12 protein-coding genes are annotated in these 14,682 nt (G+C 70.8%); all 12 read left to right on the top strand.

Annotated features, from left to right (window positions below; all coding sequences use genetic code 11):
* Positions 1 to 1,352: 1,352 nt before the first annotated feature.
* The 12 genes from O7615_RS14345 (at position 1,353) to O7615_RS14290 (ending at position 14,511) form a co-directional block, all read left to right on the top strand.
* On the top strand, positions 1,353 to 2,141 hold the full coding sequence (locus O7615_RS14345; protein ID WP_278178030.1) for a hypothetical protein: 789 nt from the start codon (positions 1,353 to 1,355) through the stop codon (positions 2,139 to 2,141).
* Between the two features lie 654 nt (positions 2,142 to 2,795).
* Positions 2,796 to 3,293: a hypothetical protein gene (locus O7615_RS14340; RefSeq protein ID WP_278178029.1), complete on the top strand. Its 498-nt coding sequence runs from the start codon at positions 2,796 to 2,798 to the stop codon at positions 3,291 to 3,293.
* Between the two features lie 104 nt (positions 3,294 to 3,397).
* Positions 3,398 to 4,627: a DUF4406 domain-containing protein gene (locus tag O7615_RS14335; protein WP_278178028.1), complete on the top strand. Its 1,230-nt coding sequence runs from the start codon at positions 3,398 to 3,400 to the stop codon at positions 4,625 to 4,627.
* A 1,096-nt stretch (positions 4,628 to 5,723) separates the two neighbouring features.
* Complete coding sequence (locus tag O7615_RS14330) at positions 5,724 to 6,107, top strand: hypothetical protein (RefSeq protein ID WP_278178027.1); 384 nt, start codon at positions 5,724 to 5,726, stop codon at positions 6,105 to 6,107.
* Between the two features lie 793 nt (positions 6,108 to 6,900).
* A complete protein-coding gene (locus O7615_RS14325) occupies positions 6,901 to 7,494 on the top strand; it encodes a hypothetical protein (RefSeq protein WP_278178026.1) in 594 nt (197 codons plus the stop codon).
* On the top strand, positions 7,481 to 7,897 hold the full coding sequence (locus O7615_RS14320; protein WP_278178025.1) for a hypothetical protein: 417 nt from the start codon (positions 7,481 to 7,483) through the stop codon (positions 7,895 to 7,897). Before O7615_RS14325 ends, O7615_RS14320 begins: the two co-directional genes overlap by 14 nt.
* Positions 7,898 to 8,408: 511 nt before the next feature.
* A complete protein-coding gene (locus O7615_RS14315; RefSeq protein ID WP_278178024.1) occupies positions 8,409 to 9,296 on the top strand; it encodes a hypothetical protein in 888 nt (295 codons plus the stop codon).
* Between the two features lie 166 nt (positions 9,297 to 9,462).
* The gene (locus O7615_RS14310; RefSeq protein ID WP_278178023.1) at positions 9,463 to 10,302 is read left to right on the top strand and encodes a hypothetical protein; all 840 of its coding nucleotides are present in this window, start codon (positions 9,463 to 9,465) and stop codon (positions 10,300 to 10,302) included.
* Between the two features lie 136 nt (positions 10,303 to 10,438).
* On the top strand, positions 10,439 to 11,113 hold the full coding sequence (locus O7615_RS14305) for a GGDEF domain-containing protein (RefSeq protein WP_278178022.1): 675 nt from the start codon (positions 10,439 to 10,441) through the stop codon (positions 11,111 to 11,113).
* A 162-nt stretch (positions 11,114 to 11,275) separates the two neighbouring features.
* Positions 11,276 to 11,791, top strand: a complete 516-nt coding sequence (locus O7615_RS14300; protein WP_278178021.1) for a hypothetical protein — start codon at positions 11,276 to 11,278, stop codon at positions 11,789 to 11,791.
* A gap of 210 nt (positions 11,792 to 12,001) precedes the next feature.
* Complete coding sequence (locus O7615_RS14295; RefSeq protein WP_278178020.1) at positions 12,002 to 14,092, top strand: hypothetical protein; 2,091 nt, start codon at positions 12,002 to 12,004, stop codon at positions 14,090 to 14,092.
* Between the two features lie 281 nt (positions 14,093 to 14,373).
* Entirely contained in the window at positions 14,374 to 14,511 is a 138-nt protein-coding gene (locus O7615_RS14290; RefSeq protein WP_278178019.1) for a hypothetical protein, read from the top strand.
* Positions 14,512 to 14,682 lie beyond the last annotated feature (171 nt).

Genomic DNA, 14,682 nt, shown 5'->3' with positions numbered 1-14,682 from the left:
TCGTGAATCTGAGATGGCCCGTCCGCACAGATATGGATAACCGATACTTCGACGCCCCGACGGGCGCGCATCAATCAGACTCCGCGGCAACTCGCCGTCACCTCGCGAATTTTGAATGCCAGATCTGCCGACGGTGGAATCCGGTGGGGAATCAACTGGTCGCCCAACCTTCCAGCCGCGCCGCAGATCCATCTCCTCCACGCCGCAATCGACGACCTCGACGCACCGACCGGCACCGCGACCGTCGGGCGCAGGTCGGCGGCGGATCCGGCGGACGCGTTCATAGCTCACTACGTTCACTGCCGCCGACGAAATCAAAGTGGCCCGTCGTGACGTGCCGGAACTCACCGCCCGGACGCCATCGAATCGCGAGCGGACTCTTGTACACCAGCCGACCACGGCCCGCTACCTCCGACCACAAAAGGCAAGCTGTCCCGAATTGGAAAGAGTGGACATGTCAGATAGTCGCGATACGTGCCCTGCTACTGGGCACCCGAACAACGTCAAGCCCGGCCCACTCGTCGGCCGACGCCCGGTACCGTGGGTGACGCGCTGGTCAGGAGAGACCCTTCCCGACGAATCGATGCGTTTACTCCACAATCATGCCACTGGCAGAATTCGATACGCCATACCGCATTTGTCCGACCGCGACTCCAACGCCGTGCTGTGGCTGCGCGAGGGCAACGCCATCGGTGAGGGCGAACCACGGTGGTCGCAGATCCATAGCGGACGTCAGCGGCTGGCCATGCGTAGTCTCCGCTGTCAGGTATGCGGTGGCCAACTAGACCGAGGACGGCCGGCGCCCTGGCTGTTTCCCGCCTCGGAGATGCGGGCGCTGCGTGAATCCGAGGTGCGAGGGCTGCCGGTGGTGACGACCACACCGCCGTGCTGTCAGTCGTGCATTCCGATCGCCGCCAGGTTGTGTCCGCGCCTCATACGAGAGGGCTCAACCCCATGTCTGGTCATGTCGGTCATGCCGTGGGGCGCATTCGGCGACCTCTACACGCCCGGTGTGCGAGCACCCAGACACGCGGCTGTGCGATACGGCGACTCCCGGATAAGGAATCTGCTGGGCAAGCAGGCCCTGGTCGCGGTCGCTGGAATCGAAGAACTGTCACCAGCGTCCCGCCGGGGATCGTCGGGGAAACATCAATAGGACCGGCGCCGACGCCCCGCTGGCCCGCCGCATCGAGTAACCGGCTCGACGCGACAGCGTCCTTTCCCCACAGCCCCGCTTCCATATTTCCGTATGCCGATTCGGCTGATTGTCGGCCAACCGCCGACAGCTGTCCGACTTGCTCACGCAACACAGTCGCGCAACATCTCGTCAGGCAATCCCTGGAAGGAGCAACATGGCAATCACGGTGTCTACGCTTCGGCAGTTCACCGAAGCGCAAGGAAACTCCTGGCGCGCGTTGGCCAGTGCCTTGGAGGCCGCCTCGCCGGAGCCCGACGACTTAGCGGCTACCGTGGCGGAATTCGCCAGCGCCCAAGGGCAGATGTGGCTCGCGTTGGCGCAGGAGGCGGAACGCGACCTGCCGGTGCCCGAACGTGCCACCACCGGGCAGGTGGAGGTGCTGGTCGTTCCCGGCCGGCGTCAGCGACAGGTCCTTGAAATGCCGGAATTAGCCACCGAGGAGGGGATGACGGCGAAGGAGATAGCGGCAGCGACGACGTTCGGATACAACAACATCTACACGCTCCTCAACCTGCTGGAGCAGAGAGGTTTCCTTGAGAGACGCGCAGACATCTGGCCGAGACGGTGGCGTTTGGCTTCTCGCTTTCGCTCCGCACACTCGGTGTACGCGCGCCTTGCCTCGTGGCTACAGGCGGGTGAGTGGACGACCAGCAGCGACATCTCCGTCGCCATGCGCGGCGACACCGCGGCTGCTGCGGAAATCGGCCGTGTCGCGGCGACGTCGGCGACGTTTCCCCATCCCGAGCGAATCCTGTTAGACGGCGGCCGTATCAACCCGCGGTGGCGGCACGGCCCAGACGGTGGAATCCAACGGTGCCGGGAACTGCTGGAGCAGCAGGGCGTCCGGTTTGCTGGGGGGATCGCCGACCGCACCCAGCGTGTCCTGTGGGATGAACTGCGCCGCCGGGACGCAGAGCACCAAGACGGTGGGGCGGGCGTCTGAGTAGTCGAGCTGACCGGGAACCACCCTCAGCCGCCCGCTGCACACCGCGCTGCTGGCCTCGGGCGAGCCCACCTGCGCAGGCGCCGGGCGAAGGCCATCCCCAGCCATCGGATCGGACGTTAGCCCGCCCCGCTGAGCGCGACCGCACAGCCCCACCGCAACCGGACGGCATGGCGACCCTAGCCCGACCTCGGCCCGCATAACCCGCGCACCGGCGACGTGGCGCGCTGACCAACCGACACCGGACCTAACGCCGTGGCAGGGAGCGGGCGGCTCGCCTGCTTCCTCGCCGTCTCGCCCCGACGGCGACCGCGTTGGGCGGCACCTTTACCGCGGGCACCTGGTCAACGGACCCGCAGGTGACGGTGTGGTTCCTCGATAGCCGTCGCCGCCGTCTGGCTCAGCCTCGATGACCAGAGGCCGTAGCCACCACCGTCTCTTCCCGCATACCAGGTTGACGCGAGCGTCCCGGCCGGGACACCAGCACCGGTCGCCGTCGGTCGGGTGCCGGTCGATGTCGCTAACCCCTCCCACCCCGGCCGGGACCCGTGTCCGTTTCGCGCGCTACGCCGCGCAGGAAGGCCCGACATGTTCCCTAAACCGCCCTCTGGCGGCCCGATCCGGCTGCTGCCCGAGGCGAGGCGGTGACCGCCCATGGATGACACGTTTCTACAGCGGGCGGCCGGCGCCGCCGGCTACCGGTTCGTGCCGGAGCGGCTGCCGTACACCGCTGTCACGCAGCCCGAGCACGTCGCGCAGTGGATCGCCGCCGCCGGACGGTACGCCGCGACGAACGCGCTCCGCCGTCTCCTGGCCGACGCCATGCAGACCCTGCGGGATCGTCTCGCAAGAACCCCGCTGGCGCCGCTCACGGCAGACCTCGATGCGCTCGACACCGTTGCCCGTCTACTCATCGCCCTTGACGACGACTTCGACACCGCTATGCGTGATCTCGGCCGGCACGGTGCCGCACTCGCGGAGCTGGACCTGCCGGCGCTCGTCGACGACTCCGCCGTCACCTCCCGACCCGCCGCCATGGCGCAACGGCAGGAGACCCACGACCGTACGGACTCCACCCCAGCCCGTCGTGGCAAGCAACACGCAGGCAACCCGTTGCCCCCGAGCAGGCGCAGGCGCCGCCCTCGCCGCTAGGACACCGCGACAAGCCCAACGACCAGCCCACCTTCGAAGGCCACCCACCGCCTGAACCGGCGTCCGGGGTGGCCTGTGCGCATCCAAAGGGAGATCAAAGGACCATGACGCGTCGACTCTGGTGGTGGGTGGCAGACATCCACCCATTGGCCGAACACGCCGCCGCAGCACCTCAGAACTTCACGCCCGGCCTGACGGACCATAACGGCCGATGGGACCTACCCGCCCTGGTCTGGTCCCGCGACCGCGACGGAGACTGGCTGTCCTCCAACGGGCTGCCCACCTGGTACCACGCGGACGGCGCCGTGCACAGAGCACGGGCCGCAGGCTGGATCCACACCGCGACCGGCGCCACCGGCAACCCTCCGCCCCCGCACGACGGAGACCACATTTTGCCGCTGCACACGGTGCACCCCGACGGGCGGCGCGGCCTGCTCGACCTGCTGCGCTTCGCCCGTGAGCACAAGGTGCCGTGGCTGGGCGTGCACCCCGACGCAGCCCGGGACGATCCGCACAGGTACGTCTTGTCACCCACGCAGGGTGACGTGCTCCCACCCGACGCGACGTGGGTGCCGGTGACGGTCACCTGCGGCACGGTAGGCGGCGGCTCCTACCCCGCACTCGCCGCCCACGGCTACACCACCCGCGACGGCACACCGCTGTGCCGCTTTCCTCGGGAGGCGGTGACCCGCATGGCGCGCGACCTGGAGGCGCTGAGGTACGACTACCCGCCCGGCGAGCACCCCCTGCTGGGTGTCCTGGACGACTGCGTCATCGTGTACCGGGAGCAGGAAGACGATGACGAGAACCGGCGGTGGGTCGAGGAAGATCGGGTACCGGTCGACGCCGACGGCCACTTTCCCGTCGGCGCGCATCAGTGGCGGTGGATCGAGGTGGGTGCGCCGTCGGGTAACAGTGGTGGCGCCGCGGCGAGCCTGACCGAATCGCATGATCCAGCAGCCGCGCCGACGACCGTTTACCTGGCCGGGCCGATGACCGGATACCCCGACTTCAACCGCCAAGGGTTCGCGGTGGCCGCGCGGTACGCCCTCGCCCACGACTGGAAGGTCAGGAGCCCGCAGGACACCGACCCCACGCACACCGGGCCGTGCCCGGACGGCGAGCGGCAGACGACGGCCGGATCGCACCCGCACCCCTGCTGGGTGCGCGCCAGCCTCCGCAAGATGCTCGACTGCGACGGCGTGCTGCTCCTGCCTGGCTGGCAACAGTCCGCGGGTGCCCGGCTTGAGCGGGCAGTCGCCGAAGGGTGCGCGATGCCGATCGTCGAACTCGACGCAGGCGAGCTGGCGGCGTTCCAGGACCGGCAGCCCTAGCGCGGCAACTGCCCACTGCGCAGCGACCTCTGGGCGGCAGGGGTTCGCACGGCCCGCTCATCCCCAAGGTGAGCGGGCCGCGCACCCGTGGGACCGCCGGACGTGCGGTGGTGGCTGCCAGCTCGATTCGCGCCGTGGGGCGGGCAAGTATCCGCAGGCGGCTGTCCGTCACTTGCGCGGGCGGGTTCAGATCTCGCACAGGTGAGGCTCCGACCGACAACCCCGTCACCGACTTGATCTTTTCGCGGAGTCGAGCGTCCATTGCGATGGTCACCATCGCGTGGGCCGCAACGGCGGGCAGGACATGCTCCCAGGCCACGGGCCGGAAGCGGGCCGCGGGGTGGTGGCCGCCGAAACCTCGGTCGCTGAAAGGGGAGTCCGATGTTGCCCGCTACCCGTGCCGACGTGCCGCGGGATGTCACTGACGTCTCGCTGTGGCGCATGGCCATCCGCGTCGAAGCCGACCACCAACCGGACCCGCATCACCCTGGACGGTGCGTCAGCCTGCGCTGCGTCCACGACGAGTATCCGTGTCTGCCGCTGCGTGACGCGCAGCGCGCCCGACGGGCCGCGACCCGTGCTCCCCGCTTCACGCCCGGACGCGCCCGTGTTCCCGCCGCCGCACAGCGGTTCGTCGGCTGGTTCGCACCCGCGCGTCCGACAGCGCCGCCGGCACCACCGGTACATGCGCCGCGGCCTCGCCGGCAGCCACTGGCCGCATCCCGTCGAGCGGCCTGAGCACCGGCACACACCGAACATGATCGCCAGCGGCGTACCCCCGCCCGTTCCTCCGGTCTCCGTCCACCGCACCCGGCCTCGTCAGCAATGTCGGGGCGTCGACCCTAGACGCGACACCGCGATGCGGGGGCCGCTACCGGCTCCGCGATCGCGGCCGGCGCGGCCGTCACACACCCTGTCGCTGGATCCCTACCAAACGGTCCGACGTTCGTTTCCGTTCCGATCGCGCCGCCACCCCGTAGGCGACCCACCTGAACATCGCTTCCCGTGGCCGAGCACGGTTACGTGCGCTCTTTTCGACCGCTGCGGATTCACTTCATCAAAGGCATGCACAGCCACACCCGTCCCCGGCGCTTTCGTGGACGGCTCCTCGCCGTCGCCGCTGGAGCGTCAATTCACGCCAGGATCCATCGGTGTCCCCCAGCCCGCATACAGGACGGCACTCACCGCCATCAAAGAGATGATCATGACAGCCTCTGAACCTGCGTCGCCACCCTCCGAGCCGATCTTCATGGATCGCTACGACCTGCCCTACGTCGAGCGTCCCTGGGGTCTGATGTACCTGTCGCCCTGCTGCCTCGCCGCTGTCACCGTCTTCATCGACGACGGCGTCCTCTACTGCAAGAAGTGCTACGAACAGGTCGAGGAACGCTTGGCTGCTGTTCCCGAACCGCGCCAGCCAGCATCGCGCCCGCTGAAGAATGACGACCGCCAACACAAAACCGCCGCGCAGCTGGATTGACAGTTCCACTCGACAATGCCCTCTACACGATCCCGCGACAATGGGGGGCTGGTTCATTCGGTGGTCAAGGAATGGCACAGTAGCCCGGGCGTCAGTCGCAGGGGGACAACGAGTCCCGCGTCCAGCACGGTTGCCATCGGCCCCGCCCGCGGCCCGGACGATTTCACCGCGCTGGTGTTGCCCGATTGGATCCGACGCGCACCCGCGCCGCAGCGCCTCGCCGAGAATCGACGCGCTGCGAACCGCCCACGACCGCGGCGACCGGTGGCTGCATCTGCGCGTGGAGACCGACACCTACGAGATCCGGACCAGCCGCACAAAGTCTCACCAGCCCTGACACGCCTCGGCGCTGGCCCGCCGCCCGGTCTCAACGCAGCGGGGCCGGCGCCGTCTACGAAACACCTGCGACGGCACGACACATCACACCTCGTCGTCGCCCGATTGCCGATGCCCAGACCAGCGTTTCGACGCGCACGGTGCCTGCATCTGCCCAGCACACGGCCCCGACTCACAGCCGGGACGTCTCCGACTGGAGCGTGGGCCGTACCAGCAGTGCTCGCCGTGACCCGTCTCCCCCTGGTCCGGCGCTCTTCCGGGCCTGACTCATCCGAACCCCGGTACCTGATCGGCTGTCTCGCCGGTCGCGATCCCCGCGCGAGTTTCGGCAGTTCGACGGGGTGCCCGGGCTCACATCAACAGGAGGAATCACCGTGTACGACATCCCACCGATGGCTTCCGGCCCCGCCACGGCGCGAGTTTGGTTGCATCAGCCCGCCGGCGCCGGGCGGCGATGATGGCCCGCCTGCTACTGGCGGTCCTGGTCGGGCACACCGCCACTGTCGACAGCATCGACGCGCATCTGGCCGCCCCGATGCGCCCGCTGCTGGTCTCCCGCACCGTCGACAGCTACCGCTTCGGCGGTGGCTGCACCGGCGGGTGGGATCCCGGCTACGACCCCAGCCTCGACCCGCGCAACTGGCGCCCCTGCAGCAGCTGCGGCGGCAGCACCCGGCTCGGCGCCAGCCGATGCAGGGACTGCCACACGGCCATAGACGCCGGCCGCGACCTAGGCACCGTCCTGGAGTGGGACGTCACGCAGTGGGCGCCGCACCCCGGCGACATCGTGCCGCTGCCCCTGCTACTCGACCCCGGATGGCGCTACCCGACAGGCCACACCCCCGACGCCTGGGTCGACCTCGCCGGCATCGAGTGGCTCGGCACGACCGATGCGAAGCTCACCGGCACCGACACCGGCCAGACGCCGTCACGGCTGCGGCACGTCTTCGACGCCCTGTGCGCCGGGCGGCGTAACCCCGGGCCTGCACAGTCCCGGGCCGGATTCGACCCGACCCGGTGGGCGGTGGCGGTCGTCGATGCGCACCACTGACTACGCCCTGTACGCGCTGCAGCCGGGGGCGCTCGCGGTGTTCAGTGGGGACTGGCTCGGTTACCTGCCCGACAGGCGCAACCGCGTCGACGTCCGCTATTACGAGGGCTACCGCGGGGTGCTGCACGGGCGGTGGAACGGCGGGGCGGAGTTCACCGTCGACGCCGCCACCGCCCGCGCCATCGTCGCCACCTTCGCCGAGACCGCCGAGCACGTCAGCACCAGCTGGCGCACCGTGGCGTTCGACGGCGAGGTCCTGATCGTGCGGACTCCGTGGTCGCTGGGCGGTGGCGTCACGAGTTTGCCGCCGGCCGGCGGCCGGTACCGGATCGGCTGGGGCCTGCCCTGGTGCCCGGTCGACCCGTCCCGCTGCGACCGCATCGTCGGCCACCACGACACCTAGCCACGGCCTGCACTTGCGCAAGCCGCGCCTTCGCCGCGGAGCCTCGCCGCGCGGATCCGCCCAACCCTATCTGGCGCGGCCGGGTGGCGAAGCCATCCATCGCCCCCGGTCCGCGCCACCCACCTGCAGAAGGTGAGTCATGTCCGACAGCAGCACACCGCACCCCAGGACGCTCAGCATCAGCGGGTACCCCGCACCCTCTGGGCCCACATCGAGGCATACACCGCGCGTGGGCGCACGACCCGCCTGTGCACCCGCCGGCCCGGACCGGCCATAACTGGGCACGGCTGGGTGAGCGGTTCTCCCCGGCCGTGGACGCGCACCCATCCAGAGGCTCGCGGAGTGCATCTGAGCCCGCAGCCGCCGAGCCCTGCACCGCCCATCCGTTGGTGACGCTGCCAGCGACAGCGGCGCACCACCCGGCGGGTCCCCTTCCGATGGCTTGCCCGGGCCGCCCTGCGCCCCCGGCGAGCCGCAACCACCGACACCCTCACGTCCCTTGGAGTAGTCCATGAGCAATTTCCTGGTGGCGGTCCTGGTCCCCTCGACCGCCACCATCAAGACGATCGACACCTACCTGACCCGCCCGATGCGGATCCTCATGCCGTGGGCCGCCGACCGCTACCGCTTCGGCGGGGAGTTCACCGGGGCCTGGGATCCGGCCACCGACCCGGCCAACTGGCGGCCCTGTACCGCCTGCTCGGCGACCGGCCGGACCGCCGGTCGGCCGTGCGACGAGTGCGGCGACGCGCCGCGGCACGGCCGGCCCCCAGGCACCATCGTCGTCGGCTGGGACGAGTGGGCGGCCCACCCCGGCGACCTGGTGCCGCTGACGGCGCTACTCGACCCGAGCTGGCGCTTTCCGACCGGCTACCGCCCGCCCAGCGCCGCCGCCGACGTCCGCACCGGTGGCGCCTCGCCGGACCTGTGGGTCGACAACGCCGACATGCAATGGCTCAACCTCGATGTCACCCACGACGGCGCCCTCACCGGCAAACTGCCGGCCGACCTGCGGGACATCCTGCGCCGGCTGCGCTCCGGTGACCGTGTCGCCGACCAGGACCACAGCGGCGCGTTCGCCCCCAAGCACTGGCAGGTGGCGATCGTCGCCGGCCACATCGCCCCCGACGACGCCAGCCTCGACATGCCGACCGTCGGGTCCGTCGTGGCCGTCACCGACCCCGACCACACCGACGACGACGCGGCGCCCGACCAGCTGTACGTCGTCACCGACGACACCGACCGGCCCTACTACCTGCTCGCGCGGCTCGGCGGCGGCTACAGCCGCCTGATTCCCGGCTACGCCATCACCGAAGTCGACCCGGCGCGGGTCGCCCTCGCCGCCGTGCCCGACGGGACCCCGCCGTACCGGCGCAGCCAACGCCGCGAACCGCGGTAGCCGCACGGCCCCGCCCTTCCGGCCGCCGCCCGTCGCTGATCCTCGTGCTCCGGCCGCGCGCCGGCGCACGCCGTCGGCGACTTGCAGACCAAGCGCGGGGGAAGCGTTCATCAGTGCACACCTTCCTCAGACCCGTTGCCGTACAACAGAAGAGGAGCAACCCATAGTGGATACCAAGACCGCCAAGCCCGACCCGATCGAGGTGGTCGCCCAAACGTTGCGGACACGCGGTCAACTCACCGCCGCCGCGATCGCGGAAGAGACCGGGATGGCCTACTCGACCGTCACCCCGAAGCTGCGGGCACTCGAAGACGCCGTCCGCGCCGAGCGGGTCAAGATCAACGGCCGCACCTTCTGGCGGCTGACCACTGCCCCGGCACAGGCCCCAACCGCCGACAGCGGCGACACCGCCAGCGTGCCCGACGCAAACATCGACACGACCACGACCACCGAGCCGCCGCCCCCCGCCGAGGCCGCGCCGACAACAACCGATGACGGCACGTCCGATCCCGGTCACACCACCGACGCCGACCCGACGCCCACCCCGGACGCCGCCTCGCCGGCCGACACCCCGGACCGCGGACCCGACGCCCCGGCGGGCACGCCCGCCGCCAACCCGGCGCCGGACCCGGCGCCAGCGTCGGAGCCGACCGCGACGGCACCAGGCGACCAGGCAAGCGGCGACAGCGCCTCCGCTGCGCACCCCACCCCGGAGCCGGCGCCAGGCACCTCTGCGGCGGACGGCACGAACCGCCGGCCCTCAGGCGCGCTCGGCAGCACGGCCCTGCGCGTCATGCGCGCCAACCCGGACACCCCGTACAAGGTGACCGAGCTGGCCCGGCTGATCGACCGGGCCGACGCCGCCGACGGGCACACCTACCCCAAGGCCAGCCCCGGCGCGGTCGTGCTCGTCTGCGACCGGCTCGTCGGCCAGGGCTATGCCATCAAGGTCGTCGAGAAGCCCGCCACCTACCAGCTCGCGGCGACCCCGCCGGCCAACCCCTAACAACCACCGGCCCCGCCGAGGGGTCGCACGCGGGCCGCACCTTCCCTCTGCTGCACCGGTGCCCGGAGGCGGGCGTGAGGCGTCCAAACTTCGACGCCCGCCTCCGGTGCTCCTTGACAGGCAAGGAGCCCCAACAGTGTCTCCCACCCTTAGCCACCTCGCCGCCGGGCTCTGCGGCATCCTGGCCGCTCTCGCCCTACTCGGCCCGCACCTACACCGCCTGCGCCGCCGGTGGGCGGCGGCCGAACACGACGCCACCCACGACGCGCTGACCGGCCTGGCCAACCGCCGCGGTGTCCTCGCCCACCTGCGCGAGGCGACGCGCCGCACCGACCAGGTCGGCGTCATCCTGTTCGACCTCGACAAGTTCAAGGCCGTCAACGACACGTGCACCCACGCCGGTGGGGACGCCCTGCTACGGCAGATCGCCCGCCTGCTGCGGGCGCTGCCCGCGCCGGTGCGACTGGCCGCCCGGCTCGGCGGCGACGAGTTCGTCATCGTCGTCGACGGCGACGCCGACACCACCGGCGCCCTGGCCCACGAGATCTGGGTACTGCTCACCGGCGCACCGTTCACCGTCGCCGGCCACACAGTCGACATCGCCGCCAGCGTCGGCCACGTCAGCAGCCGACTCGGCTGGACCGCCCGCACGCTGCTGCACCACGCCGACCTGGCGATGTACGACGCGAAGAAGGCCGGAGGCGGTGTCGCCGCCTACCACGGCGTGCCCGCCCAGCGCGAGGTCGTCGACCGGCCCGCGCAGCGCTGCCGCGACCGCCGCCCCGACGACGTGGCACCACCCGACACCTGACCGGTGCCTGCGGACGTTCACGCCCCACGCATTGCACACGTGCGGGTGCTTGACCGACCGTGCGCCCCCTCACTGGGCGGCCCAGCTACCGCGCCACGCCGCCCCGTACACCGAGTTCCCTCGCCCCTACACCCCACGCTCGTCAACGTTCTGGAGACGCCCATGCTCACCGACATGCAGCAGCAGGCGATCGTCCGCTGCCTGACCTTCCTCGACGAAGGCGCCCACAGCGTCTACTGCGAGCCAGCGCCGAACCTTGTCGCCGTCCTCATCGAGCGGCCCCTTCCCGGACACCCAACCGCTCGGCACCTCGTGCCATATCCCGCCCCGGTCCCGCCCAAGGTCTGGGACGACCCCGACGGCCCGGTCGCCGCACTGCGCAAGGTCAGCAATGCCCTGCACGACCCAGTGATCCAGGCCATATTTGCCACCGTCACTGGCGATGTCCGGGCGCTGGCCTGGGTGTTCCTGCACACCGACACGATCATCGACGACGAACTCGGTCCGCAGCAGGTGCGTTACATCGACGCCGTGGACATCGACGACCGGACCTATGTCCTCACCCGGCTACCCGAGGAACCCGCCGGCGTCGTCACCGTCTACGCCTCCGGCGCGAGCGACGCCAGCGGCGCCGTCGAGATCCTGCGCTCCCTCGCCCGCATCCTGCGTACCCAGTGACCGGCGGGCGTGACGTCCGCCATGTCCGATCGGCGACGGCCGCACAGGAAGCAGCCGTGTTGCCGTGCGCACCACCCGCGCGATCACCGGTGAGTTGATCGCCCCCAACCCGCCCACGGGCGCCGCACCCGCGGCCAGAGCGGAAACCCCTGCGTACCCGCCGCGTCAGCGCGCCCCAGACCAGCAACCAGCGCCTTCGAGGAGAACACCGTGAACACCGGCAACCCAACCATCCAGAACCGAGCCGAACCCTCCGGATCGAGCACCACGGTCCCCGCGCCGGACCCCACCATCATCGACACGCTCGCCTACCCCATTTCCCCGGACTACGTGAAGTCGTGGACGCCGGTGCGGGCGCTGTGTGAACTCATCGCCAACGCCCTCGACGAGGACCCGCTCGCCCAGGTCGGCTGGGCCGACGGTGTTCTTACCATCACCGACGACGGCCCGGGCATCCCGGAGGAGGGTCTCATCCTCGGCTACTCCCTCAAAACCAAACAGCAGATCGGCCAGTTCGGCGAGGGTAAGAAACTCGCCGCGCTCGTGCTGGCCCGCAGCACCGAGATCGGTGCGGTGCGCTGCGAGACCGTCGGGTACGGCTTCACCCCGACGGTCGAGGCGCGTCGTCTGCTCGGTGGCCTGATCCCGTCGCGCTCCGCGCAGGGTCCCGAGGTTCTCGTCTACCACCTCTACCGCACCGACCGTGCCCGCGGCACGGTCTTCACCGTCGTATGCCCGCAGGCACTGGCTGAGGAGGCGATCGGACGATTCCGCGCCCTGGCCGAACCCGGCTACCGCCCGCCTGCCGCGCCGGGTGCCTGCGTGCTGGACGGTCCACTCGGCCGGGTGTGGATCGGGGGCGTGCTGGTCAGCACCGTCCCGGGTTTCCTGGCCTCCTACGACCTGCCGCTGACCGACAAGGCCCTGCAGAACCGCGACCGCACCGTCATCGAAGCCGGCGCGCTGCGCGACGCGGTCCGCGCGATCCTCGCCGCCAGCGAGGACCAGCAGGTCATCGACCGGTTCGCCCGCCACGTGCTGGCGGGCGGCCGGCTACGGGAGCAGGAGCAGTTCTTCGCCCAGGTCGTCGCGCCCCGGGCTCGTGCCGCGTGGCGGACCTGGGCGCGGGCCCATCTGCCCGCCCAGGCGTACTACACCACCTCCGGCAACGAGGAAGCGGCCCTCAACCTGGTCGACCTCGGCTACACCGAGGTCGCCGCCCGCGGCCTGGCCGACTACCAGCAGCGGCATGTCATGGGCCTGCTCGGCGTCGAGGTCGCCAAGGCGCGGCAGACCCGCCACTACGAGCGGACCCGAGGGAAGACCACCTGGGTGGCCCAGCGGTCCCTGAGTGAGCAGGAACGGACAGTACTGGCTGAGGCCAGCCAGCTGGTTCGCCGCGCGATCGGACCGTTCGCGCTGGACCGCATCCGGGTGTATTCCGACAGCGAGGAAGAGCCCTGCGCGCAGGGCTTCTACAGCCCACGCACCGGCGACGTGGCTATCCACCGCGACGCCCTCGCCGACCGGCACGAGACCCTCGCGACGCTGGTGCACGAGGCGGCGCACCGGATCGGGCACCGTGGTGGTGGCCGCTGGGTCGCCATCCACGACTACCGCGACCGCAGCCGCGGCTTCGAACGGCTGCTCACCGACGTCGCCGCGCTGCTGCTGGGCTACCTCGCCGACGGCGGCAACCTGCCCGACCTGGCCGACCAGCCCCACCCGGCACCGCAGGAGCGGCGTCGCGTGTCCGCCGCGGACGACCCCGCCGTCCCGGCCGTGCGCCGCGAACTGGCGCACCTGCTCACGGACCGGCTCCCGCACGCCCTGGCCACTGGCGGATTCACCAGCGAGAAGGACCTGGTGGCCTCCACCGCGGTCTACCCCGGCTACTGGCACACCCTGACCCATCCGAGGACCGCCGGCTACCGCAAGACGCAAGGCGGCGTTCCCTGGGACTACGACAAGGTGGCCCTCCTCGCCGAAGCCGCCGGCGTCCACCCGCCGGTCGTCTGGCTCGCCTACCACCTGTGCGAGGGCGCCATGCACGGCCGCAGCCGGTCCACGTGGGGTCAACCCGGGCCCTGGGCCAAGAAGATGCGCGACGCGGTCCACCGCGCCTGCACCGGCCTGGAAGCCCTCGGCGGCGGCTACGCGCAACAGATCCCCGCCCTGCAGGCCCTGGCGGCCGGGAAGACACCCGCCCCGACCGGTGACGACAGCTGGCAGGCCCCCGCCCGGGCCCTCGTGGCGCTGGAACGCCAGCGCCTCGGCCTCGACGACGAGGCATCAGCCTGACCGACATCAACGCCTACCCCCGACCAGATGTCGACGGCGCCATCGCCGCCGACCTGGCGCCCGGCCGGGTGCCGCACCTCCGGTGACCTGCACGACTACGTCGACGCCACCGACTACCCATCGCCGCCCAGGTCCTGCACGACGGCACACCAGCCGCCATCGGCATCATCGCCCGAGTCCAAGGCGATCATGCCGCCGACTGAGCGCACCCGGCCGCCCTACTGCCACCAACACCGATCCGCAGCACGACCACACCACCACCGGCGCCGACGGTGACACCCTTGCCAGCGCCCGCGCCGACGCGCTGCCCGCACGGCCACCAGGGCGCGCACGACGGCGAGAAGCTGCACCGCCACCGGCACAACGCCACCCACGCGTCGGACCGCTTCCTCATCCGCGTGCCCAACCCGCCCCGTTAACAGATACCGCAGCCCACGGTCGACCCGTACGGCGACCTCGGCGCCACGCGGCGATCCCGTAGCCGGCCGGAGGCGGCACGCCGCCCCCGCGCATCGGTGCGTCAACGGGTCCAGCGACGCGCGTCGAGCCACCTCCGCCGGATCCCGGCGTACCTCACCCAGCCCACATGG

Origin of the sequence: Micromonospora sp. WMMD1082 (assembly GCF_029626175.1) — a bacterium.
GTDB lineage: Bacteria > Actinomycetota > Actinomycetes > Mycobacteriales > Micromonosporaceae > Micromonospora.
This window is presented reverse-complemented; position numbering and strand designations above follow the sequence as displayed.